At 62.9% G+C, this 23,329-nt stretch carries 19 protein-coding genes and 1 riboswitch; all 19 genes read right to left on the bottom strand.

From position 1 onward, the window contains the following. Nucleotides 1–27: 27 nt before the first annotated feature. Nucleotides 28–2,955: a ribonucleoside-diphosphate reductase subunit alpha gene (locus AC1RQ5_RS08130; protein ID WP_493198132.1), complete on the bottom strand. Its 2,928-nt coding sequence runs from the start codon at nt 2,953–2,955 to the stop codon at nt 28–30. Between the two features lie 118 nt (nt 2,956–3,073). Next, nucleotides 3,074–3,294: riboswitch (cobalamin riboswitch) on the bottom strand. A 49-nt stretch (nt 3,295–3,343) separates the two neighbouring features. Then, entirely contained in the window at nt 3,344–4,588 is a 1,245-nt protein-coding gene (locus tag AC1RQ5_RS08125; protein WP_493198130.1) for a glycosyltransferase family 87 protein, read from the bottom strand. 205 nt (nt 4,589–4,793) lie between these two features. Beyond that, a complete protein-coding gene (gene ftsH / locus AC1RQ5_RS08120) occupies nt 4,794–6,710 on the bottom strand; it encodes an ATP-dependent zinc metalloprotease FtsH (protein WP_493198129.1) in 1,917 nt (638 codons plus the stop codon). A gap of 196 nt (nt 6,711–6,906) precedes the next feature. After that, nucleotides 6,907–7,947, bottom strand: coding sequence for a tRNA lysidine(34) synthetase TilS (gene tilS, locus AC1RQ5_RS08115; protein WP_493198128.1), 1,041 nt, complete (start codon nt 7,945–7,947; stop codon nt 6,907–6,909). Nucleotides 7,948–8,154: 207 nt separating this feature from the next. Next, on the bottom strand, nt 8,155–9,165 hold the full coding sequence (ybgF, locus tag AC1RQ5_RS08110) for a tol-pal system protein YbgF (protein ID WP_493198127.1): 1,011 nt from the start codon (nt 9,163–9,165) through the stop codon (nt 8,155–8,157). A 179-nt stretch (nt 9,166–9,344) separates the two neighbouring features. After that, nucleotides 9,345–9,842 (bottom strand): peptidoglycan-associated lipoprotein Pal, encoded by a 498-nt coding sequence (gene pal, locus AC1RQ5_RS08105; RefSeq protein ID WP_398483909.1) that lies wholly within the window; start codon nt 9,840–9,842, stop codon nt 9,345–9,347. Nucleotides 9,843–10,120: 278 nt separating this feature from the next. Further along, complete coding sequence (locus tag AC1RQ5_RS08100; RefSeq protein WP_398483911.1) at nt 10,121–10,861, bottom strand: N-acyl amino acid synthase FeeM domain-containing protein; 741 nt, start codon at nt 10,859–10,861, stop codon at nt 10,121–10,123. A 162-nt stretch (nt 10,862–11,023) separates the two neighbouring features. Beyond that, the gene (locus AC1RQ5_RS08095; RefSeq protein WP_398483913.1) at nt 11,024–13,357 is read right to left on the bottom strand and encodes a putative bifunctional diguanylate cyclase/phosphodiesterase; all 2,334 of its coding nucleotides are present in this window, start codon (nt 13,355–13,357) and stop codon (nt 11,024–11,026) included. A gap of 185 nt (nt 13,358–13,542) precedes the next feature. Continuing rightward, nucleotides 13,543–14,895, bottom strand: a complete 1,353-nt coding sequence (gene tolB / locus AC1RQ5_RS08090; RefSeq protein ID WP_398483921.1) for a Tol-Pal system beta propeller repeat protein TolB — start codon at nt 14,893–14,895, stop codon at nt 13,543–13,545. Between the two features lie 47 nt (nt 14,896–14,942). Beyond that, nucleotides 14,943–15,986, bottom strand: coding sequence for a cell envelope integrity protein TolA (gene tolA, locus AC1RQ5_RS08085; protein WP_398483915.1), 1,044 nt, complete (start codon nt 15,984–15,986; stop codon nt 14,943–14,945). A gap of 40 nt (nt 15,987–16,026) precedes the next feature. Then, the gene (locus AC1RQ5_RS08080; protein WP_398483917.1) at nt 16,027–16,500 is read right to left on the bottom strand and encodes a biopolymer transporter ExbD; all 474 of its coding nucleotides are present in this window, start codon (nt 16,498–16,500) and stop codon (nt 16,027–16,029) included. A 37-nt stretch (nt 16,501–16,537) separates the two neighbouring features. Continuing rightward, complete coding sequence (gene tolQ, locus AC1RQ5_RS08075) at nt 16,538–17,248, bottom strand: protein TolQ (RefSeq protein WP_398483919.1); 711 nt, start codon at nt 17,246–17,248, stop codon at nt 16,538–16,540. 565 nt (nt 17,249–17,813) lie between these two features. Then, nucleotides 17,814–18,296: a DUF2852 domain-containing protein gene (locus tag AC1RQ5_RS08070; RefSeq protein ID WP_493198124.1), complete on the bottom strand. Its 483-nt coding sequence runs from the start codon at nt 18,294–18,296 to the stop codon at nt 17,814–17,816. A gap of 128 nt (nt 18,297–18,424) precedes the next feature. Continuing rightward, a complete protein-coding gene (locus AC1RQ5_RS08065; RefSeq protein WP_493198122.1) occupies nt 18,425–19,129 on the bottom strand; it encodes a TetR/AcrR family transcriptional regulator in 705 nt (234 codons plus the stop codon). Nucleotides 19,130–19,181: 52 nt separating this feature from the next. Continuing rightward, the gene (gene cnbZ / locus AC1RQ5_RS08060) at nt 19,182–19,937 is read right to left on the bottom strand and encodes a 2-amino-5-chloromuconate deaminase CnbZ (protein WP_398480229.1); all 756 of its coding nucleotides are present in this window, start codon (nt 19,935–19,937) and stop codon (nt 19,182–19,184) included. A 27-nt stretch (nt 19,938–19,964) separates the two neighbouring features. Then, entirely contained in the window at nt 19,965–20,681 is a 717-nt protein-coding gene (locus tag AC1RQ5_RS08055; protein WP_398480237.1) for an ABC transporter ATP-binding protein, read from the bottom strand. A 7-nt stretch (nt 20,682–20,688) separates the two neighbouring features. Continuing rightward, nucleotides 20,689–21,450, bottom strand: coding sequence for an ABC transporter ATP-binding protein (locus AC1RQ5_RS08050; RefSeq protein WP_493198120.1), 762 nt, complete (start codon nt 21,448–21,450; stop codon nt 20,689–20,691). Then, nucleotides 21,443–22,393, bottom strand: coding sequence for a branched-chain amino acid ABC transporter permease (locus AC1RQ5_RS08045; protein WP_493198118.1), 951 nt, complete (start codon nt 22,391–22,393; stop codon nt 21,443–21,445). The genes AC1RQ5_RS08050 and AC1RQ5_RS08045 overlap by 8 nt, the downstream gene beginning before the upstream one ends. Beyond that, nucleotides 22,390–23,256, bottom strand: a complete 867-nt coding sequence (locus AC1RQ5_RS08040; RefSeq protein ID WP_398480222.1) for a branched-chain amino acid ABC transporter permease — start codon at nt 23,254–23,256, stop codon at nt 22,390–22,392. The genes AC1RQ5_RS08045 and AC1RQ5_RS08040 overlap by 4 nt, the downstream gene beginning before the upstream one ends. Nucleotides 23,257–23,329 lie beyond the last annotated feature (73 nt).

The raw sequence follows: 23,329 nt of genomic DNA, 5'->3' as shown, positions 1-23,329 counted from the left end.
ACGGAGTGAGGGGACGGAGGGTGCGCCTTACTGGCACGCCTCGCATTCGGGATTGTCGATCGAGCACGCCATCGCGACATCGAGCTCGGGTGCCGTGAGATCCGACGATTTCACCAGAATCGGCGTCGCGCTCGCTTTCACCGGCGCTGCCGATACGCCTGCGGACACCGCATTGAGCTTGCCGTCAGTGCCCTTCAGCGTCGATTTCTCCACATGGGTCGCGCTGCGCGATCGCAGGTAATAGGTCGTCTTCAACCCGCGCGCCCAGGCCAGGCGATAGAGCTGATCCAGCTTCTTGCCCGAGGGATTGGCGATGTAGAGATTGAGCGACTGCGCCTGATCGATCCACTTCTGCCGGCGCGAGGCCGCCTCGATCAGCCACGCACTGTCGATCTCGAACGAGGTCGCATAGAGCGCCTTGAGATCGCTCGGCACGCGGTCGATGGATCCAACGCTGCCGTCGAAATATTTCAGATCCGAGACCATCACCTCATCCCACAGCCCGCGCTTCTTGAGATCACGCACCAGGAACGCGTTCACGACGGTGAAATCGCCCGACATGTTCGATTTCACATAGAGGTTCTGATAGGCCGGCTCGATCGACTGCGCGACGCCGCAAATGTTCGAGATCGTAGCCGTCGGCGCGATCGCCATCACGTTGGAATTGCGCATGCCGGTGGTCTTCACGCGCTCGCGCAATGCGGTCCAGTCGAGTGTCTGCGCGCGGTCCATCTCCAGACCACCGCGGGCATCGGCCACCAGGTCGATGGAATCGATCGGCAGGATGCCGCGGCTCCACAGCGAGCCGTCGAAGGACGGATAGCGGCCGCGCTCGGCGGCGAGATCCACCGAGGCCGAGATGGCGTGATAGGCGATCGCCTCCATGCTGGTGTCGGCGAATGCGACGGCCGCATCCGAGGCCATCGCAAGGCCCAGCGTATGCAGCGCGTCCTGATGGCCCATCAGGCCGAGGCCGACCGGGCGATGCTTGAGGTTCGAGCGGCGCGCTTCCGGGATGGTGTAGAAATTGATGTCGATGACATTGTCGAGCATGCGCATCGCCGTGGTCACCGTGCGCTGCAGGCGGGCGTGATCGATGCCCTGCTCCGTCACGTGATGCAGCAGGTTGACCGAGCCGAGATTGCAGACGGCGACTTCGTCATCGGACGTGTTGAGCGTGATCTCGGTGCAGAGATTCGATGAATGGATGACGCCGGCATGCTGCTGCGGCGAGCGCAGGTTGCACGGGTCCTTGAAGGTGATCCAGGGATGGCCGGTCTCGAACACCATGGTGAGCATGCGGCGCCACAGATCGGTGGCGCGCACCGTCTTGTAGACGCGCATCTCGCCGCGTGCGGCTTTGGCCTCATAGGCGGCGTAACGCTCGGCAAAGGGCTTGCCATAGAGATCGTGCAGGTCCGGCGTTTCATCCGGCGAGAACAGCGTCCAATCGCCATCCTGCTCGACGCGCTGCATGAACAGGTCCGGCACCCAGTTGGCGGTGTTCATGTCATGGGTGCGGCGGCGGTCGTCGCCGGTGTTCTTGCGCAGATCAAGGAATTCCTCGATGTCCACGTGCCAGGTTTCGAGATAGGCGCAGACGGCGCCCTTGCGCTTGCCGCCCTGATTGACGGCGATCGCCGTGTCGTTGGCGACTTTCAGGAATGGCACCACGCCCTGGCTCTCGCCATTGGTACCCTTGATGTGGGCGCCGAGGCCGCGGACGCGGGTCCAGTCATTGCCGAGGCCGCCGGAATATTTGGCCAGCAGCGCATTGTCCTTCACCGACTTGAAAATGCCGTCGAGATCGTCCGGCACCGTGGTGAGGAAGCAGGACGACAGCTGCGGGCGCTGGGTGCCGGCATTGAACAGCGTCGGCGTCGAGGCCATGAAATCGAAGGACGACAGCAGATTGTAGAATTCGATGGCGCGGTTTTCGCGGTCGATCTCGCGCAGCGCGAGGCCCATGGCGACGCGCATGAAGAAGGCCTGCGGCAGCTCGATGCGGTTGCCCTGTACGTGCAGGAAGTAGCGGTCATAGAGCGTCTGCAGACCGAGGAACTGGAACTGGAGATCGCGTTCCGGCTTCAATGCTGCGGCGATCTTCTTCAGATCGAAGCGTGCGAGTTCGGGATCGAGCAGTTCGGCTTCGATACCGACCTTCACATAGGCGCCGAAATAGTCCGCATAGCGCGACGCCATATCGGCCTGCGAGGCCGCGCTTGGCACGCCGTGCACGTAGGTCAGCACTTCCGTGCGCAGCTTGTCGAGCAGCAGGCGGGCGCTGACATAGGTGTAGTTCGGCTCCTGCTCCACCAGCGTGCGGGCGGCCATGATGCCGGCCAGCGCGAGTTCATCGAGCGTGATGCCGTCATAGAGATTGCGCTTGGTCTCTTCGAGCACGGGTGCTGCCTCGACGCCATCGAGGCCCGCGCAGGCTTCATTGACGATCAGCGCCAGGCGTGCGGCATCCAAAGGCACGCGCGTGCCGTTTGACAGCGTGACATGGAGCGCAGGCACGCTCGGCACGGCGGCGGGCTTGGCGGCAGCTTCTTCGGCGCGGCGGCGGGACCGCTCCTCACGATACAGCACATAAGCGCGCGCCACCTTGTGGTGCTCGCTGCGCATCAGCGCCAGTTCAACCTGATCCTGCACATCCTCGATATGGAAGGTACGGCCCTCGCCTATGCGGCGGGTCAGTGCGGCGAAAACCTCGCCGGTCAGCTGCTCGACGGCTTCGTGGACACGGCGCGAGGCCGCTGCCGTGTTGCCCTCGACGGCGAGAAACGCCTTGGTCATGGCCACCGAAATCTTGCCGGCATCGAAAGGCGACACCGTGCCATTGCGGCGGATCACCTGCATGGACGGCGCGTGCGCGGGCACGACATTCGATTCGGATGGGTGGGCGAGCACGGCATCATGGCCGTTGGAGAGAGCGTGGGACGTGGAAGGCATCGGCAGGACCCCGTGTGATGCATCAAGCTAAAGGGGGCTGGGGCCGAAGGTGCGAGCAACGATGCCGAGCGAACGCGCGGCAAAGCCTGCAAGCGACCGCTGGGACACCCCGCCCATGGACGTTTCTGGTGTCGCGGCAGGTCTCCTGACTCGCAGATCAAGCGCTTGTTTCCGCCTTCCCGGAGCGGTGAAGCTCCAGTGACGTCAATCGAAACAAACTCTCTGCTTACAGTTGCGGGGGCAGTGCCGGAATCAAGCGCAGTTACGCGCAGCTCTCACCGGCTTCCCTCTTAGCCACCAAATCTTGCGACATGGCGGACCGTGACGCCTACATTTGGTGTGACCCGCGGCAAAGTGTCAAGCGCGCTTTGCTGTTCCCGGCGAGAAATCAGATCAGGCTGTTAGTACCGTGGACAACTGCCGATGCGTCCGGCTGCGTGGCCGCAACGGACCTGGCGGGCCAGGACTCACGGATGCGAATGCCGATCAGGGCGGCGACCAGCAATGTGGCGCCGAATCCCGTCGGCACCGGCCCGATAAATTGGTAGCTGACCAGCATGACCGCTGCGAGACCGAGTGCCGGCAATTCGTGACCGAGAAAGCCCTCGGACAGTCCGACGCGAATGAGGAAGCCGACCGCGATCGCCAAGACCATCACGTCATAGAGGAACAGATAGGGCGTTGCGAGCAAGGCGCCAATGGCAAGCCCGGCGGCCTTCCATTCGTAGCGCGTGCGGCTACGCCACAGCCCGACGAGCGACACCGCGACAGCAGCCACGAGAATCCATTGCAGCGTCCAGGCCAGCGTCTCGCCGCCCTCGAAATAGCGGACGAGCGCAAAGATGCTCTGCATCTTGCCGAACGGTGCGCGACCTTCGACCAGGAACGCCTGCGAGAACATCGGCATCCATTTGAAGAAAGCGACCCAGCTTTCAGTGCCGAAGGCCAGCCATGAGGCGACAGCGAGCAGGATCGTCGTGACGGCAGCACTGGCAAAAGCGCGCCATTGCGCAGCAGCGATCAGGACCAGGGGAAACAGCACGCCATATTGCGGCTTGTAGCTGAGCAAGCCGAGGCAAATGCCGGCCAGGATCGGCCGTGTCGGCAGCAACACCAGCATGCCGCCAATCAGGGATGCGGTGAGAAAGCCGTTCTGTCCGACCAGCACATTGGTGAAGACGACCGGGAAAGCGAGCGCCAGGAGCATGCCGAACGGGCGCCCGACGATCGCGCGCATGGCGGCGAGATAAGGCACGACGCTGATACACGCCCAGCCTGCAAAGGCGACCGCATAAGGCAGCTTGGCAAGTAGCGCCGCGACGAACAGGAATGGCGGCGGATAGTGCCAGGCGAAATTGCCGGGATAGGTCTGGCCGAGCACGCCGACCTGCACCTGCTTCTGGATGTCCCAGTCATAGGCCGAGGCCGGATGGCCATCGAGCACAAGGCGGCCGGCGGACCAGACATTGATGAAGTCGGTGGGCACACCAAGGCCGTTGCCTTCGACAATCCAGCCATGGCCGTAATAGAGCGGGAAGAACGCGATCTGCAGGATCGCGAGGATGGCGCACACCATCACCAGCGCCGGTGGAATCGGGCCGCGATCAGAGGGCGTCAGATGTAACGGCGTCATGCGGTCCCCGCGACGGGTGAAGTTGCGAGGGACATTGCCGAGGGAAGTTTGAGGAAGGTTTAAGTGGGGAACGTAGGATGGGTTGAGCGAAGCCATACCCATCACCGCATGTGCTTGTGGTGATGGGTATCGCTTCGCTCAACCCATCCTACAGACAAAAAACGCGGCCTTTCGGCCGCGTTTTGCATGTCTGTTCGCTGCAAGCTTATGCCTGCGGCTGTGGCTCCAGGCCACCGTCCGGGCGCGGGCGCTGCTTGCCGGCGGGAGGCACGGCGGACGAACGCGGGGTGGAGGGCTCCAGCACCGACTCGCGATTCGGCTTCTTGCCGTCGAGCAGGTCCTTGATCTCGTCGCCGGACAGCGTCTCGAATTCGAGCAGGCCCTTGGACAGCGTTTCGAGATCCCCGCGCTTCTCGGTGAGAATGCGGGTCGCTTCCTTGTAGCCATCCTCGACGAGGCGACGGACTTCCTGGTCGATCTTCTGCGCGGTGGCTTCGGAGACGGCCTGGGTGCGGTTCATCTGCATGCCGAGGAACACCTCGTCATTGTTGTCGCCATAGGAGACCGTGCCGAGCTCCTCCGAGAGACCCCAGCGGGTCACCATCATGCGCGCCAGACGGGTCGCCTGATCGATATCCGACGAAGCGCCAGACGTGACCTTGTTGCGGCCGAAGATCAGTTCTTCAGCCACGCGACCGCCCATCATGATGGCGAGGCGCGAGGTCATCTGCTCCAGCGACATCGACATCTTGTCGCGTTCCGGCAGCTGCATCACCATGCCGAGCGCACGGCCGCGCGGGATGATGGTGGCCTTGTGGATCGGGTCGGTGGCGGGGACATTGAGGCCGACGATGGCGTGACCGCCCTCGTGATAGGCCGTCAGCATCTTCTCTTCCTCGGACATCACCAGCGACTTGCGCTCGGCACCCATCATCACCTTGTCCTTGGCCTCTTCGAACTCGCTCTGGGTCACCATGCGCTTGTTGCGGCGCGCGGCGGTCAGAGCGGCTTCGTTGACGAGGTTCATCAGGTCGGCGCCGGAGAAACCGGGGGTGCCGCGGGCGATGGTCTTGAGGTTGATATCCGGCGCCAGCGGCACCTTGCGGACATGGACCTTGAGGATCTGCTCGCGACCGACGACATCCGGATTCGGCACCACGACCTGACGGTCGAAGCGGCCCGGACGCAGCAATGCGGGATCCAGCACGTCGGGACGGTTGGTGGCGGCGATCAGGATCACGCCTTCATTCGCCTCGAAACCGTCCATCTCGACCAGCAGCTGGTTGAGGGTCTGTTCGCGCTCGTCATTGCCGCCGCCAAGACCGGCGCCGCGATGACGACCGACGGCGTCGATTTCGTCGATGAAGATGATGCAGGGCGCGTTCTTCTTGGCCTGCTCGAACATGTCGCGGACGCGGCTGGCGCCGACGCCGACGAACATTTCGACGAAGTCCGAACCCGAAATGGTGAAGAACGGCACATTGGCTTCGCCCGCGACCGCACGCGCGATCAGGGTCTTACCGGTGCCGGGAGGGCCGACCAGCAGCACGCCGCGCGGAATGCGGCCGCCGAGGCGCTGGAATTTGCCGGGGTCGCGCAGGAATTCGACGATCTCCTGCAGGTCCTGCTTGGCTTCATCGACACCGGCGACGTCTTCGAACGTCACGCGGCCATGCGCCTCCGTGAGCATCTTCGCCCGCGACTTGCCGAAGCCCATGGCCTTGCCGGCGCCGCCCTGCATCTGCCGGGACAGGAAGATCCAGACGCCGATGAGCGCGATAAAGGGCAGCCACGAGACGAGCAGCGAGACGAACCACGGCACGTTATCGCCGGGCGCCTTCGCGGTGATGGAGACCTTGGCGTCATACAGGCGCTTGATCAGCGTCGGGTCCGACGGCGCGTAGGTGTGGAAGGTTGAGCCGTTCACATAGGTGCCGTTGATCTCCGGCCCCTGGATGACGACGTCGCGCACCTTGTTCTGATCGATATCGGTCAGGAGCTGCGAGAACGGAATATCCTGCGAAGCAGCGCGCTGGCCCGGATTCTGGAACAGCGTGAACAGCGCCAGCAACAGCAGCACGATAATGACCCAGAGGGCGAAATTGCGCAGATTCGCGTTCATCGATCTTCCTTCGTCACCGCTGAAATGCGCGGCTCTCTTCCCGTGATACGCCACAAGGCGATCACCCTGGGTCAGTCTGATGCAATTTAAGTGCGACCGGCGCCGATGCCAAGGGAACTGGGACGGACTATTTAGCGCATCTAGGCCTATTTCCGGTTGAAATGATGGCGGCGGCGGCCCTCATCTTCGCAGGTGGTTAAGGCCTATTGCGCGCAACCACGCGCCGCGGCGGCGCCGGCGCAATCTTCAGCCGCGTGCGAGTGAGCGAAATCACCGCACCAGCGAGGGTTTGTTTCAGCAGAATACCGTTTCCGCCCTGCTGCATCGCCTGTTCCATGGCCAATGACAGGCTTTCGACCTTGCCAAGCTCGGCAGGCCCTTCATGGCCGACCTCATTGAGCATGCGGAGCAACAAGCGGACCCGGATTTCTTCCGCAAGGCCCAGAAACGCCTCCGCATCGATGGCCTCCGGCGAGCGGCCGGGATTGCGGAGGGCCAGAAAGCGCTCGGCCCCATCGGTCATCAGGTCGAGCGCGGCATCCGCGCGCGCCATCCGCGTCGCAAGGCGCTGCAGAGTGCGGGAATCCATGCCTTCGGCGGCAAGATCAGGCATCAGCGCCCGCAGCCGCGGCCGGGTGAAGCTCGGATCTGCATTGGTGGGATCGACGACGAAGCCAAGCCTCGCCTTGCCGAGCGTCGCGATCAGTTGGGATTTCGACACCTGCAGCAGCGGACGCACGATGCGGATGCCGTTGCGCTCGGTTTCCACGCTCATGGCACCAAGACCGGCCAGGCCGCTGCCGCGGGCCATCCGCATCAAAACGGTCTCGGCCTGATCGTCACGCGTATGTGCCGTCATCACATGAGCAGCCCCCGCTTTTCGCGCGGCATCGGCGAGCAGCGCATAACGCACCGTGCGCGCTGCGGCCGGAATTCCGCGCCTGGGCTTGTCGCCGGTCCAGCGCAGGGTCCGATGCGGCAGATCGAGCGACGCCGCGAGGCGCTTCACGTCGCGCGCCTCGCGTGCCGATTCCGGGCGCAATCCGTGATCGACCGTCACGACCGTCAGCACGGGACCGCGCTTCAGGCTGCGCCGCCAGCGCGCGGCGAGCCACAACAGGGCGACCGAATCCGGGCCGCCCGATACGGCGAGAACCAATGCCGGCGCGCTTGCCCAGGGGGCGAATAACTGCTTCGCCTGAAGGGCAGAAATGGGGAGATGATCGTCATCGGACATCAAGCACGATCCAGCGACACCAAAGAGCAGGTGATCGTCACCTCTCCCCACCGGGGAGAGGTCGACCGGCGAAGCCGGGCGGGTGAGGGGCGCCACGCATGACGTCGCTTGCGGAAGCCCCCTCACCCGGCGCTGCGCGCCGACCTCTCCCCGGTGGGGAGAGGTGAACGAGCGCCGCCGCATCTCCTCAGCTCTGCAGAACGAGCATTAGCACTTGTTGCGCTTTTGCTCGCGGTCCACGCCCTGCTTCACGCCGGTGGAGGCGCGCGGATATTTACGGGCGACTTCGCCGAAGGCAGCGCAGGCCGCTTCCTTTTCCTTCAGCGCGGCCAGCGACTGGCCGAGGCGGAGCAGCGCATCCGGCGCCTTGGCTGAGGTGTCATATTTGCTGGTGACGCCGAGGAAGGACTGGGCGGCATCGCGATATTTCTGGCGCTGGAAGTAGCTTTCGCCGAGCCAGTATTGCGAATCCGCGATCATCGGATCGTTGGGATATTTCTGGCTGAAATTGCGCATGGTTTCTTCGGCCAGCGCATAATCGCGGCGCTGCATATAGCCGAGGCCGAGATCGAATTCGTCCTTGGGCGTCGCCCCCGGCGGCAGCGTGGTCAGAGCCGGCGCGGCGCCCTGCCCGGCATTGCCAAGCGGCAGCGGTTCGCCCGCTTCGCGCCCACCGGGCACGCCAGCCGGCGCATTGGCCTGCATCGGCTGCTGTCCGCCGCCGAGCGCGCGCGGCACGCCCGGCGCATTCGGATTGGCGCCCGGATCGAATGCATCGTTGCGACGGCCACCACGCGGCGCCGGCGCGGGGTCCTGTGCGATCGGAGCGGGAGCAGCGATCGGCGGCTGTTGCGCGTAACCACCCTGCGGCGCGATCTGCTGCGGGCCCGGCTGCGCGACCGGCGCTGCGGCGATATTCGGACGGGCGCCCCCGGCAGGCGGCGCACCGCCGCCGGCCTGCAACTGGCGCAGCTGATCCTCGAGCTGACGGTTGCGATATTGCAGCTCTTCGTTCTGGCCGGTCAGCTTGCGCAACTGGTTTTCGAGCTGCTCGATCCGCATTTCCGGATCGACGCCGCCATCCTGCTGGCCATAGGTCTGCGGCTGCCGCTGTTCCTGCTGCTGCTGTCCCCAGAACTGCGCCGAGACCGGCGACGCCGAAGCAAGGATTGAAGCGACAAACGCGGCACCGGCGAGCGACTGGAATTTGAATGACATCTTGGCCTGAGCGATGACTGAAACGCGCCTGATTGGCGCTCAAAACGATGAGTGCTGCACTACGCCAGAATTGTGACTGAGGGCAGCGACAAAGCCGCCTACAGACACAAATAACCAGACACAAAAACGGCGCCTGCCCGATCAGGCAGACGCCGTCATTGATATCACATCCGGCAGCGTTACGCGCCGGCGTTGAGCACGGTCACCGCGCGGCGATTCTGCGACCAGCACGAGATGTCGTTACACACCGCCACCGGACGTTCCTTGCCGTAGGAGATCGTGCGCATGCGGCCGGGATCGATGCCGCGCGAGGCGAGATAGCTGCGCACCGACTGGGCGCGGCGGGCGCCAAGCGCGATGTTGTATTCACGGGTGCCGCGCTCGTCCGCATGGCCTTCGATGGTGAAGGAATAGCGGTTGTACTGCTGCAGCCACTGCGACTGCTTGTCGAGGGTGGCCATGGCCTGCGGCGACAATTCGGTCTGATCGCTTTCGAAGAACACGCGGTCGCCGACATTGACCACGAAATCCTGCTGGCTGCCCGGCGCGGCATTACCTGCCATCGCACCATCGGCGCCGCCGAGACCGTTCTTGTTGGCGCAGGCACCCATCGAGAGCGCCACAACCAACACGGCAGCCAGTTTCAATCCCTGGAGGATACGCATTTGCTGAACCATTCCCGGAGCCTCCACGCTCACGCTTTAACCAACTGTCATTCGGTCTACAGGGCGTTGGTTAAGCGAACGTTCCGTCAACCTTGACGAGGTGTTGCCAAAACCGATCAAAAGCCACAGGCCGCCAAAAAGCACCGACGTGGTTAATGCTTTGGAAATATGGCGCGACGGTGAAGCGAAAGCGGATGCGTCTGATTTTTCGCGAGAATTCACGAAAAACGGCCGCCACATCTCTGTAGCGACCGCCTGGTGTCGACAACCGGATCCGTGGCAGGCGTCGTTTACTGCTGATGCGCCGACGTGGCGTGGCGGAGCTGGAACTCGGAGCTGTGCAGATCCGGCGCGAGCGGCTCGCTCTGGCGCTCGAACAGCGCCCGCCGCTCGAACTGGCTGGAGCGGAAATACGGGTAACGCTCGAAGATCTTCTCGCGAACCATGTTGAAATCCGCCGCCATCAGGCAAAGCGGCTTCACCAGCGTCGGATAAGGCCGCGGCTCACAGAGCGGCGTCTGCAGGAACACGCGGCGATAAAAGGCCCGGTGCTCGGCCCGAACGGTCGCGGTGCCGATATCGGCATTGAAATAGGCGCAGGCGACGTAGCCAAGGCGTACCGTCAGATATGGCAGTTCTGGAAACTTGGTGCGGTTGGACGGATCGGCCACGAAACGGTTGGGATCGACGATGGTCTTGCCCGCCTCGATCTGCGGACGCAGCATATCGCCGAAGGCGTCCACCGCCGGAGTGTCCGGATTGTCCGGGGAGCCGACGCTGATGCGCAGCGAACTCGCCAGTTCGCCGTCCATATAGATGCCGAACGTCCAGGAATTCGGCATGTCGTCGAAGCGGTCCTTCAGCCGACGCTCGGTCCGCGGCTCGATGGCGCCTTCGTGCAGATAGGCCCGGTAGCGGAGGCTATAGATCGCTTCTTTTTCGGCCTCGGTTTCGGCTAGGCGGTAGTCGACCCTGTCCAGAATATCTTGATGGCGCGAGGAAATTTCCGTCACTTGATCGGCCGCAGCCATCATTCCATCTCCACGCGCACGAAACGCCACCAGTATTTGAGTAAGGTAAAGATTAAAGCTTTCTTAAAAGTTGTCAAAGGTTCTGCCGTAACTTGGTTAACCTTTTACCAACGGTCGGCAGATGAGATGAATCGTGCCGGCTTTATCTGTGCTTGGAGAATTTTAGGCCGTGGTGCGGGCGGTCTCGGCGTTCAGCTCGGGTTCCTGCTCGACGCGGCGTCCATGCGAGGCGTCCAGCAACTGGCGGATGCGCGCGGCAGGCACCGGGCGGCTGAACAGATAGCCTTGGGCCTCGCTGATGGTTCCGTCGGCGCTGATCAGTTCGAGCTGCTCGTTGGTTTCGATGCCCTCGACCACCACAGTCATACCGAGATCGGTGCTGAGGCGCGCGACGCCGCGCAGCAGCGTCAACGGGCGCTGGGTATCGATGCCTTCCAGGAACGAGCGGTCGATCTTCACCTTCTGCAGCGGGAAGTTATGCAGATAGCTGAGGCTGGAATAGCCGGTGCCGAAATCGTCGAGCGAAATCCGGCACCCGGCCGCATGGAGCTGCGACAGGGCGTCGTGGGTCCACTGCGTGTTGCGCAGCAGCGACGATTCGGTGATCTCGATTTCCAGGCGATGAGCCGGCAGGCCTGACACTTCCAGTGCGTAGCGCACTTCGCTCAGCACATCGCGCTGATGGAATTGCTGCGACGAGAAGTTCACGGCGACGCTGACCGCGTCCGGCCACTTCATGCACTCGATACAGGCCTTGCGCAGGATCCAGCGGCCGAGATCGACGATCAGGCCCATATCTTCCGCGATCGGAATGATATCTGCCGGCGAGACCGTGCCGCGCACCGGATGATTCCAGCGCAGCAACGCTTCGCAGGTCGAGATACGGCCGGACTTCAGATTGACCAGCGGCTGGTAGTAGATCTCGAATTCCTCGTCGGCGAGCGCCTTGCGCAGATCGAGCTCAAGCACGCGGCGCGCCTCGACCGTCTGGGCCATCTCGTCGCGGAAGAAGCAGAAGGTGCCGCGGCCGGATGCCTTGGCGCGATAAAGCGCCATGTCGGCATTCTTGAGCAGATGGTCGGCGCTGACGCCCGGTTCGGTGAGCGCAATGCCGATGCTGGCGCCGATCTCGACCTGGTGATTGTCGATTTCGTAGCGCTCGCTGAGCCGCTCCACGATTCGCATGGCGAGATCCGCCGCGTCGTGATTGGCCTTGATGTTGCGCTGGAACACGACGAATTCGTCACCGCCAAAACGCGCGACGAAATCGTCCGCCCGCAGCATTTCGCGCAGACGTTCCGCCACCATGCAGAGCAGCTGGTCGCCGCAGGGATGGCCGAGCGTGTCATTGACCTGCTTGAACTGATCGAGATCGACGAACAGCAGCGCCGACATGGTCGCCCTGTCGCCCATCTTCAGCAAGCGCCCGATCTCGTTGCGGAAGCTCATGCGGTTCGGCAGGCCGGTCAGCTCGTCGAAGCGCGCCATGTGGCTGATGCGGGCTTCCGAATTGCGGCGCTCGGTGATGTCCTCGAGCAGCACCACGGTGCCGCCGCCGGACATCGGCTGGAATTTCCACGACAGCGCGCGCTCGAGATCATGGGCATGATCGAGCGTGGTGATCTCAGCCGCCTTCGAACTTTCGATTTCGGCGACGATGGTCATTCCGCTCGCCGCCGAGACGGTGCCGGCATTGACGCAGAGCGAGACCATTTCGCGCATGCTGATGCCGCTGCGGACGGCGAGATTGCCGGTGATCTCCATCATCTCGGCGAAGCGGTTGTTGAGCACGGCCAGGCGGCCGTCCGGACCGAACATGCAGAGCCCGTTCGGCATGTTGTTCAGCGCGGTGTCGAACTGGCTGGCGATCGAGCCCACCCGTTCCGTCGCCAGCAGGGCCTTCACATAGACGTCGTGCAGCCGCAGCGTGATGCGGCGTAGGCCGATGAAGAAGAGCACATTCAGGAAGGCGAAGCCGACATAATAGAAGTCGCCATGGATGATCAGCGCCGCGGCCATCGGTCCGCAGGCGAGCAGAACCTGCAGCTGCGCGATCTTCGGACGTCCATAGGTGCGGCCTGCACCGGCAGCGATATAGGCGACGGTGACGGCGGTACCGAGCATATGCGCGACCGGATCGTCGCTGCCGAGCAACACGACCCAGCACCACAGGCCGAGCGACGCCGCATAGAGCGAGCCGCCGATCATGTAGTTGCGTTCCCACTGGACCGCCTCGTCCGGCGTCAGCGCGGTTTCGCGCTTCTCGTATTTGCTGAGTTGCAACGCGCGCAGCGCGCCGATGAGAATGATCAGCCCGGCGCATGGCCACAGCAGGGGGTTGCCGGTCTTGACCGCAGTCATGACGGCGCCAGTGCCGGCACAGACGGCGCCGGCCAGCATCGGGATGGGATTTTCGAACAGGGAGTCGACAAGCGCCGTATAGATCGACGGCGACATCGACTTGCTATTCGTCCGGCTATGATCGGCGAGCTGCATCGGGAGTTGGCGCGTCCATTTCAGCGCACATTGGTACCGGGTCCTGATGAACTCTTTCTGAGGGAACATCCTTAGCGAACTGTTTACGGCTCGGCATAAACAGCGAATCTGCCTGTAGATTCAGCGCAGTGGGCAAAGATTGCCGGTAAACACCGGCAATCCGCATAAGGCTTTCAACAAAGCCTTTACGATAACAGGGGCGACCAGGCGGGGTCGGAGGCAAAGCCCGGGGTCGGGACCTTCAGCTCGTTGCGGCCGGAGACGTCCACCGTATAGAGCGACGGGCCACCGCCGGTATCGCGGAAGAACATGATGACACGGCCGTTCGGCGCGAAGGTCGGGCCTTCATTGTGATAGCCGGAGGTGAGAATGCGCTCGCCCGACCCATCCGGCTTCATGATGCCGATGGCGAACTGGCCGCCGCCCTGCTTGGTGAAGGCGATATAGTCGCCGCGGGGCGACCAGACCGGCGTCGAATAGCTGCCTTCGCCGAACGAGATGCGCTGCGCGCCGCCACCGGTGGCGCCCATCACATAGATCTGCTGCTTGCCGCCGCGATCTGACTCGAAGCAGATGCGCGCGCCATCGGGCGAATAGGACGGCGAGGTATCGATCGCCGGGGTATCGGTGAGGCGCGTGGTGGACTTTGAGCGCAGGTCCATGACGAACAGGTTGGAATTGCCGCCCTGCTGCAGGCTCATGATGACGCGCTGGCCATCCGGCGAGAAGCGCGGCGAGAACGACATACCGGGGAAGTTGCCGACGATCTCGCGCTGGCCGGTCTCGATATTGAACAGATAGACGCGCGGATCGCCCTGGCCGAACTCCATATAGGTGATCTCTTGCGTGGACGGCGAGAAGCGCGGCGTCAGCACCAGATCGGCACCACGGGTGAGGTAGCGCACATTGGCGCCGTCCTGATCCATCAGCGCCAGACGCTTGACGCGGCGCTCCTTCGGCCCGCTTTCATCGACGAACACGACGCGGCTGTCGAAATAGCCCTTTTCGCCGGTCAGGCGCTCATAGATCTGATCGGAAATGATATGCGCGATGCGGCGCCAGTATTCCGGCGAGGTGAAATATTGCTGGCCGGCGAGCTGCTGGCCGGTGGCCACATCCCACAGGCGGAATTCAGCCTTGAGGCGGCCGTCGCCCTGTCGCGTCATGCGGCCGGTGACGAGCGCCTGCGCATTGACGGTCTTCCAGTTCTGGAAGTTCGGCGGCGCGTCGATATTGACGGTCTTCTCGACGAAGGCTGCCGGATCGATCGGCGCGAACAAGCCGCTGCGCTTCAGGTTGTTGGTGATGACCTGGGAGACGCCGTTGCTGACTTCGTTGTCGGACCCCGTACCGGCGTTGAAAGTCGGGATCGCGATCTTCATCGGCGCGACGTCGCCGCCGGTGATGGTGACGCGGGCCTGGCCGAAGGCTGAGCGCGCGCCGGTGCCCGCGAGCAGGCCGAGCGATCCGATGCCCGTGAGGATCTGGCGGCGGCTTGGGCGCAACAGTGTCTCCCGAAATTCGTTATCTGAGGTCATCTCTACCGGGTTTTTCATGTTGCGGGCTTCAAATTGCAATGCGCGGGTCACGTGATTTTTTCGGTGAAATACGGGTTGAACGACTTCCACTCGTTGAAGAATTGCGGCGGCAGCTTGTAGGGCTGGCAATCGATGATCGCACGTAAGCCGCTCTCCTGATAGACGCGCTGATACGGCGTCGAAGGGCGTCCAATCGCCGTCGGCGTAGCTTCCAGAGTGCCATCCTGCTTGAGCCGAATGCTGAATTCGGCCTCGACCATCTGGGCCTCGACGCCACCATATGGCTTCTTCCAGCAGCGATCGACCTGCGACTTGAACATCGCGCCCCAAGTGGCGACGTTGCTCGCGGCATTGCCCTTGGCAAGCCCCAGCGCCTCGTTCGGATTGAGGTCGGAACCCGTCGCCGACGTCCGGGTCGGATCGCGCTTGTCAATCAAGGCTGCGATCTTCGACTGGTCGAACACCCGCTCGGCCTTCTTCGCCTCTTCGGCCTTAGCTTTTGCTTCCGCCTTGGCCTTAGCCTCCGCGTCGGCCTTGGCTTTCGCCTCGGCCTTTGCCTTGGCTTCCGCTTTTGCCTTGGCCTGCGCTTCAGCCTTTGCTTTGGCTTCCGCAGCAGCCTTCGCGTCGGCCTCGGCCTTTTCCTGAGCCAACTCCTTGGCCTCGGCCAAAGCAGCGGCCTTCGCTTCCGCCTTGGCCTTGGCATCTGCCGCAGCTTTGGCTGCAGCCTCGGCCTTGGCAGCCGCCTCCGCCTTGGCTGCTGCTTCGGCAGCGGCCTTGTCCTCGGTCTTCGGCTGTTCCTTCGGCGCGACTTCGGTAATCACCGGCGCCTTCTTGTCATCGATCTTGCCCACCGCATCATCCGGCGGCTTGGCTTCGGCGATCTTCTCGACCTTCGGCTTCGGGTTGTCCTTCTTGCCGGTCTTGGCGCCAGCCATGGCCTTGGCCAGTTGATCGTCGGAGATCACGTCAACGGCGACGGAATCCTCGGGCATCACTTCGAGCGCCTTGGAGGAGAAGGTGAACAGGCCCCAGCCGAACACCAGCGCATGCAGGATGATCGATGCGATGAGCGTCTTGTCGACTCTCGCCATCAGATCCCTGAACCTGCTTGTCTCCTGCTGCTCCACGATCTTACGATCCCTGCTCCGGCAAGATCACGATATTGGCCTTGAAACCGGCGGCACGCACGGTGCCGAGCAGCTTCATCATATCCGTGTAGCAAACGTCGCGATCGCCGCGCAGGAATACGGTGTTATCCGTTTCCGAACGCGTCGTGCGGAGTGCTGTGATCTTCGCAGCCAGTTCGCTCTGCGGCACCAGGGCGTCGCCGATATAGGTTTCGACGGCCGAATTGCAGCTGCCGCCGATACGCTTCACCGAAACGGTGAGCGGCGGCGTGTTCTGCGACATCGACTTGCCACCGCTGGCGATGGGCAGATCGATATCGATGGTCGAGGTCATCAGCGGCGCCGAGACCATGAAAATGATCATCAGCACCAGCATCACGTCGACCATCGGCGTGACGTTGATTTCGGCCATGACAGCAGCACGCCGGCGTCCCCGCCGGCCACCGCCCCCACCGCCTGCTGCTGCATTCATCCCCATGATCGGGCGCTCATCGCAAGGTTCAATTCACTATCCATCAAGCGCGCTCGTCGATCTGGCGCGACAGGATGGCCGAGAACTCGTCGGCAAATCCCTCCAGGCGCTGGGCCTGCCGGTTCACTTCTGCCGTAAATTTGTTGTAGAAAATGGTCGCCGGGATGGCGGCGATAAGGCCGATGGCGGTGGCGAACAGCGCTTCCGCGATGCCCGGCGCGACCACGGCAAGCGATGTGTTCTTCGAGGCAGCGATCGCCTGGAAGCTCGACATGATGCCCCAGACGGTACCGAACAGGCCGACGAACGGACCGGCGGACCCGACGGTTGCCAGCACCAGAAGCCGCCGCTCCAGCCGCTCGACCTCGCGGGCGATGGAGACGTTCATCACTTTGTCGATGCGCATCTGCAGGCCGGTGAAGGACCGCGCCTGGCTCTCGAAGGAGCGCTTCCACTCGCGCATGGCGGCGACGAAACAGGCGGCCATCGACTGGGTCGGCTTGGCGGACAGCGCCCGATAGAGATCCTCAATGGACTCGCCCGACCAGAAGGCCTGCTCGAACCGATCCATGGCGCGCTTGGTACGCGAATAGAGAAAAATCTTGTCGATCGCGATGGCCCAGACCCAGACCGAGCAACCGATCAGGCCGAGCATCACAGCCTTGACGATCCAGTGCGCCTGCAGGAACAGAGCGATCAGCGACACGTCGGTCGACACCAGCGGCATGGCTGACTGTGCGACATCCGGATTCATGAGTAGTATCCTCTCAACGCAAATTCCCCTGTCGACCGACATCCCGCCAATCGATCATGCAGTCACGCGCTGAACCGGGCGCGATAGCGCCTGGGCATATCCTTGTTCAGTGCATGGATGACCCGTCCGAGGCCGGGCCCTCAATTCCCTGCCAACATGTCAAAACAAGGGCTTCGCGCGCATTTCTGCGGCTCTTACCAGAGCCCGGCTATGGTTAATGTTGCGTTACCACGGGCTGTTTCGCAGAGAAATGAAGCTCCGTTCGCTTGTTCGTGAACACCACGTGACATCTGGAGCCTTTTTTGATTGAGCCCCTGCCCTCATGGTGAGGAGCGCGCCCATTGGCGCGCGTCTCGAACCATGGCTGCAGGCTCAGAGCCCGGCCATCTCATGGTTCGAGACGGCGCTGCGCGCCTCCTCACCACGAGGGAGAGTTCGTGGAGCGCACGCCATTTCAACACGAGGCGCTTTTAAACGAAACCGCCCGCCTGTGGGGGACAGGCGGGCGGCTCGAGGGGAACCAGGCAGCGAACTGCCCCGCTCCGGTATGTTGATCCTGCTTACATCAGCCCTGCGGCTGGTTGTTGTCCGCCGGCGGCGGGGTCGGACGCTGACGGTGCTGGGCCATGAACTGGTCGAACTCTTCCTTGTCCTTGGCATGACGCAGGCGCTCGAGGAAGCTCTTGAACTCATGCTGCTCCTCTTCGAGGCGGCGCAGCGTTTCGACGCGATATTCGTCGAAGGCACGGTTGCCCGAGGTCGGCTCGCCGAAGCCGAAGCCGCCAAAACCGCGGCTCTCCATGCGGCCGCGCATGCGCTCCATCTTGTCCTGCATCCGCTGCATCTTGTGTTCGAAACGACCCTGACGATCCCAGCAACCCATGTTTCTGCTCCCGAGTTTGAAGAAGAGAAGTGCGAGGCCAATCGGCCACCAGACGATGAAACCAAGAACAACCAGCACGATGCTCCATGGCGAACGAAGGCCATAGGTCACGCGCTCATCGTAAGGGCGACGGCCCCAGCGATTGAGATCTGCGGTGTCGGACATCTTCCTCTCCATCAGCGGCACCATGCCGCTTGTGAATGTAAATAACATTTACATACGTAAAGCACGGCCCGTTTTTGTCAAGGCGGGCACCGGGCCAGCCGCTCACATAATCGAGAGGTGGCCTGCGACTATTTGGGCGCCGCGCCCCAGGGGCCGGATTTCGGCACTGATGCTTTGTCGTTTTCGGACGGCTTTTGGTCGGTCGGGAAACCCAGTCCGCGCAAATAAATCAGCGCACCCGCTTCCAGCAGATCGTCCGGTGACATCGGCAGTTTGCGGCGCGCGGCATCGCCGCGGCCGAACAGCGAGGCGATACCGTGGGACATCGACCAGATATGCAACGCCATCATCAGCGCCGGTGGACGCGGCACGCCAGGCGGCGTAAGCGCTGCGAGACGCTCGGCCGCGGCGCGGATGACGCCAAAGGCGCGTTCGCCGGCAGCCGTCAATTCAGGGCTGGAATCCGCGGGAATGCCGGACTCGAACATGGCTGAATAGAAAGCGGGCTCATTGCGGGCGAAAGCGAGATAGGCCTTTCCCAACCGCTCGAAGGCCGTGACCGTGTTCGGCCGGCCGTCATCCCAGGCCTGCGCCAGCGTCTGCTCGAACTGCTCGAAGCCGCGCTGGGCGATATTAGCCAGCAGATCGTCCCGGTCGCGGAAATGGCGATATGGCGCGGCGGCACTCACGCCCGCCGTGCGCGCGGCATCGGCAAAGGTGAAGCCTGCCGGCCCCTTCTCGGCGATCAGCCCAAGCGCTGCCTGCAGCAGCGCCTCCTTCAGATTGCCGTGGTGATAGCCGCGTTCGCCGCGACGGTCCTTGTGCCAGCTCATGTGAAGGGCTTTTACATGAGCCGGATCACAAGGTCATCCGGAAAGACGATCGTCAGACCTCGACCACGCGTTCGTTATGAACGCAGCGGCAGTCCATTTCATATTCCAGCCCTTCGATCGGCGGCCGGTTGAAATGCCAGGTCAGGCCGTGGCGGAACACGCCGCGGCGGCCGAGCTCGCTTTCGAGGATCGGGTACACGTCCTGCACCGTATAAAGCTGGGCGCCCGTGGTCTGGCTCCAGTCGCCGGAGAAGGCGCTCATCCGGCGTTCCATCTCGTTCAGCACGAACTTCGCCTTTTCCAGCATGCCGGACGGGCTGGTGTCGCCGAACCGCACCGTGTGGTCGCGATAATTGCCCTTGCCTTCGGTCGCCTCGCCGCTGCCGGCGATGACGAAGGACGGCGGCGCATCCGGTGCCACGGTCGTGAAGGAGAAGGCGTAGAAGCCCGGCGCCGACGGCGGATCGATCTTCGGACAGACATTGCTGCGCGCGATCGGATTCACGCGGTCCTTCATGATGCCCCAGTCTTCGAGCGTCTTGATGTAGATCTCGTTGAAATCGATAAACCCCTGCTCGGTGAAGGGCGCGGGCGAGCGGAGTTCGCAGGCTGCAAAGGAGGTCAGCGGCCGGCCTGCGGCCTTGATGATCTCGGCGATCTTCGCAAAGCCCTCCTTCAGCGGCACCACTTTCGAGAAGCGGACGCGCTCCAGCGTGAAGCCCGGCAGCGCGCCGACGCCGCAGGAATACTGGAATACGCCGGGCATGTAGCGGTAGCCGCTATTGGGAGCTTCGACAGTTGCGGTCATGATGGCCTCTTTCGGATGAAACGGTGGTCAGTCTTCGAGAACGCCGAGATAGGCGTCGCGGATGATGGGATCGGCGAGAAGCTCGGCGCCCTGCCCGGCCCGCACGATGCGGCCCATGTCCATGATGTAGGCGTGATGGCAGAGATCGAGCGCGGTGGTGACGTCCTGCTCGACCAGCAGGATGGACATGCCCTCGGAATTCAACTGGCGCAGTGCTGCCACGAGCTGCTCGACCAGCAATGGCGACAGACCAAGCGAGAGTTCATCGATCATCAAGAGGCGCGGCGCGCTCATCAGGCCGCGGCCGATGGCACACATCTGTTGCTCGCCCCCCGAGAGTGTCGCGGCCGCCTGGTTGCGACGCTCGCGCAGCTTGGGAAATGTCGTGTAGACGCGATCGATGTCGCGCTTGAGTTCGACGCTACTCGCCTTGCGCGAATAGGCGCCCATCAGGAGATTATCCTCGATGCTCATGGCGCCGAACAGGCGGCGGCCTTCGGGCACGTGGACGATGCCATGGGCGAGGATTGCTGCGGCCGATGCGTTCGAGAGATCGACGCCTTCGGAGACGTAGCTGCCCGATTGCCGATTGATCAGGCCGGACAGCGCGCGCATCAGCGTGGTCTTGCCGGCACCGTTGGAGCCGATCAGCGCGGTGATCTCGCCGGAGCGCACCACCATGTCGATGCCCCACAGCACCTGAATCTCGCCGTATCCGGCGCAGACCTCTTTGAGTTCGAGCATCGGATGATCAGCCACGGGCGGCATTCCGTTGTGCATATTGCTGGCCGAGATAGGCATCGACGACAGCGGGATCCTTGATGATGTCGCGCGGCGCGCCGTCGGCGATCAGCCGGCCGTTATGCAGCACCGCGATGCGCGTGCAGACATTCAGCACCACTTTCATCAGATGCTCGATCATCACGATGGTGATGCCGTCGGCCGCGAGCTGATGGATGAGCTTGGTGGCGCGCTCGACTTCGGCGCTGTTGAGGCCAGCATTGACCTCGTCGAGGAACAGCAGCTTTGGCTTCATCGCCAGCGCCTTGGCGAGTTCCAGCCGCTTGCGCATGGCGAGCGTTAGCGTTGCCGCCGGCTGGTCCGCCTGCGCATCGAGGCCGACGAATGAGAGATGCGTGCGCGCGGCTTCACGCGCCGACTTCAGGCTTTCGCCGGGCTGCGAGAACAAGGCAGCCGCCGCGACATTGTCGAGCGCCGAATATTCGGCGAAGGGCTGCACGATCTGGAACGTGCGCGACAGGCCCATGCGCGCGGACTGGTAGGTCTTGATGCGTGTGATGTCCTTGCCGTCGAACGTCACGACACCGGACGACGCAGGCGTCACACCGCAGATCGTGTTGACCAGCGTGGTCTTGCCGGCGCCATTCGGGCCGATCAGGCCGACGACCTCGCCCTTGTTGACCGACAGCGAGACGTCGCTGAGCGCCTTCAGGCCACTGAAATGGCGGGAGACATTGCTAAGATGCAGGATTTCGTGCGCGGGCTCAGACATGGCTGGCCTTTCGTCCGAACAGCGCCTGCCGGATTTTTTCGATCCGCAACGACACCAGACCATGCGGCAGGAACAGCAGCAGCAGGATGATCAGCACGCCGAGCACGCCGGAATGGATCTGGATATAGTTGCGCCAGACCACCTCTTCGAGGCCGAGATAAAGGAAGGCGCCGAACACCACACCGAGCGGCGAGCCAAGCCCGCCCATCAGCGCCATCACGATCGGCTTTACCGAATAGAGGATGTCGAACACATCGGACGGATCGATGTAATGCACCCAGGCGGCATAAAGCCCGCCGGCGGCGCCGACGAAACAAGCCGAGAGACCGAAGGCAATCGCCTTGTAGAGCGTCGCATTGAGACCGACCATCGTGGCCGCGGTCTCGTTCTGGCGGATGCAGTTAAGCCCGAAGCCGAGCTTCGAGGTCGCCACGATGGTGACGGTGATCGCCGTGATCAGCAGCAGGCCCCACATGGCGTAGAAGAAGAATGTCGCATCCGACATCACGCTCGACCCCGACATCAGCGGGATGTTGAGCCCCATGCCGCCGCCGGTGAGATCGGTCGCATTGTTGACGAGTTCGCGGAACACTTCGACGAGCGACAGTGAGGCGATCGCAAAGTAGTGCCCGCGCAAGCGCAGCAGCACGGCGCCGAACGCAGCTGCCAGCAGCAGGCAGAACACCAGCGACACGCCGACCGATACGAGCAAGGGCGCGCCCTTGTTCATGAGGATCCCGGTCGTGTAGGCGCCAAGCCCAAAGAAGGCGGCCGTTGCGAATGACGGATAACCGGCGAAGCCGCCGACGATGTTCCAGGACAGCGCGAACACCGCATACATGCAGGCGATGGTGCCGAGCCTGAGCGCATAGGCCTCTCCGAACAGCGGCAGCGCCGCGACGCAGGCGAGAAAACCGAACAGGGCGATGTGAGACCGGGTCATTCAAAGCCCTTCCGGCCAAGCAGGCCCTGCGGCCTGACGATGAGGAACACGATCAACAGAACGAAAGACAGGGTCACCGCATGGGCAGGACCGAGATAGACCGAACCGATGCCTTCGACCAGGGCCAGCAGAATGCCGCCGGCCAACGCACCGGAGACGCTGCCAAGACCACCGAGAACGCAGACCACGAAAGCCTTGCCGAGATAGGCCGATGAGGTGAGCGGCGAGATCGGGAAAATCAGCGCCATCAGCACACCAGCGCAGCCGGCAAGCGCCGCGCCGAGACCGAAGGCGACGGCATAGATGGATTTGACATCGACGCCCATCAGCACGGCGGCATCGCGATCGAGGCGGACGGCCACGATAGCGCGGCCGACCTTTGAACGTCGCAGCAACAGATACAAAAGGAATGTCAGGAACAGCGCAGCGCCGGTCGCGATCAGGCGATCAATTGGCACCACGACATCGAGGATCGAGATCGAGCCGGTCGGCGGGCTAAGGATGAGCTTCCGGTAATCCGCCTTGAAGTAATAGATCATCGCATTGTTCAGGATCAGATCGAGCCCGAAGGTCAGCGTCAGCGTCACCAGGACCGGTGCGGTGATGACGCGATTGAGCAGCAACCGCTGCAGCACATAGCCGAAGATGAAGAAGGCTGGCGCTGCGATGAGCAGCGAATACCACGGCGACAGCCCGAGCGAATTATACGCGCCCCAGGCCAGATAAGCGCCGAGCACGATGAATGAGCCGTGGATCAGGTTGATGACGTTGAGAACGCCCCAGACCAGCGAGAAGCCGATGGCGATACAGGCATAGAGGCACCCGAGCACGAGTGCGTTGATGAGAACCTGGATGGCCAGCATGTCAGTATGTCTCTCCGAAACGTCTCAGAAACATCCGTCGTCATTGCGAGGCGCGAAGCGACGAAGCAATCCA

This window comes from Tardiphaga sp. GW821-FHT12E02 (assembly GCF_058807155.1).
Note: the sequence above shows the minus strand (reverse complement) of the source record. Positions and strands in the feature narration are given on the sequence as shown.

Bases quoted from the DNA above. Each gene is read 5' to 3' on its own strand.
- pal (WP_398483909.1), bottom strand. From the start codon at position 9,842: ATGGTTCAGCAAATGCGTATCCTCCAGGGATTGAAACTGGCTGCCGTG.
- AC1RQ5_RS08125 (WP_493198130.1), bottom strand. From the start codon at position 4,588: ATGACGCCGTTACATCTGACGCCCTCTGATCGCGGCCCGATTCCACCG.
- ybgF (WP_493198127.1), bottom strand. From the start codon at position 9,165: ATGTCATTCAAATTCCAGTCGCTCGCCGGTGCCGCGTTTGTCGCTTCA.
- AC1RQ5_RS08050 (WP_493198120.1), bottom strand. From the start codon at position 21,450: ATGTCTGAGCCCGCGCACGAAATCCTGCATCTTAGCAATGTCTCCCGC.
- cnbZ (WP_398480229.1), bottom strand. From the start codon at position 19,937: ATGACCGCAACTGTCGAAGCTCCCAATAGCGGCTACCGCTACATGCCC.
- tolB (WP_398483921.1), bottom strand. From the start codon at position 14,895: ATGACCTCAGATAACGAATTTCGGGAGACACTGTTGCGCCCAAGCCGC.
- ftsH (WP_493198129.1), bottom strand. From the start codon at position 6,710: ATGAACGCGAATCTGCGCAATTTCGCCCTCTGGGTCATTATCGTGCTG.
- AC1RQ5_RS08045 (WP_493198118.1), bottom strand. From the start codon at position 22,393: ATGACCCGGTCTCACATCGCCCTGTTCGGTTTTCTCGCCTGCGTCGCG.
- AC1RQ5_RS08080 (WP_398483917.1), bottom strand. From the start codon at position 16,500: ATGGGGATGAATGCAGCAGCAGGCGGTGGGGGCGGTGGCCGGCGGGGA.
- AC1RQ5_RS08040 (WP_398480222.1), bottom strand. From the start codon at position 23,256: ATGCTGGCCATCCAGGTTCTCATCAACGCACTCGTGCTCGGGTGCCTC.
- tolQ (WP_398483919.1), bottom strand. From the start codon at position 17,248: ATGAATCCGGATGTCGCACAGTCAGCCATGCCGCTGGTGTCGACCGAC.
- AC1RQ5_RS08070 (WP_493198124.1), bottom strand. From the start codon at position 18,296: ATGTCCGACACCGCAGATCTCAATCGCTGGGGCCGTCGCCCTTACGAT.
- tilS (WP_493198128.1), bottom strand. From the start codon at position 7,947: ATGTCCGATGACGATCATCTCCCCATTTCTGCCCTTCAGGCGAAGCAG.
- tolA (WP_398483915.1), bottom strand. From the start codon at position 15,986: ATGGCGAGAGTCGACAAGACGCTCATCGCATCGATCATCCTGCATGCG.
- AC1RQ5_RS08130 (WP_493198132.1), bottom strand. From the start codon at position 2,955: ATGCCTTCCACGTCCCACGCTCTCTCCAACGGCCATGATGCCGTGCTC.
- AC1RQ5_RS08065 (WP_493198122.1), bottom strand. From the start codon at position 19,129: ATGAGCTGGCACAAGGACCGTCGCGGCGAACGCGGCTATCACCACGGC.
- AC1RQ5_RS08100 (WP_398483911.1), bottom strand. From the start codon at position 10,861: ATGGCTGCGGCCGATCAAGTGACGGAAATTTCCTCGCGCCATCAAGAT.
- AC1RQ5_RS08095 (WP_398483913.1), bottom strand. From the start codon at position 13,357: ATGCAGCTCGCCGATCATAGCCGGACGAATAGCAAGTCGATGTCGCCG.
- AC1RQ5_RS08055 (WP_398480237.1), bottom strand. From the start codon at position 20,681: ATGCTCGAACTCAAAGAGGTCTGCGCCGGATACGGCGAGATTCAGGTG.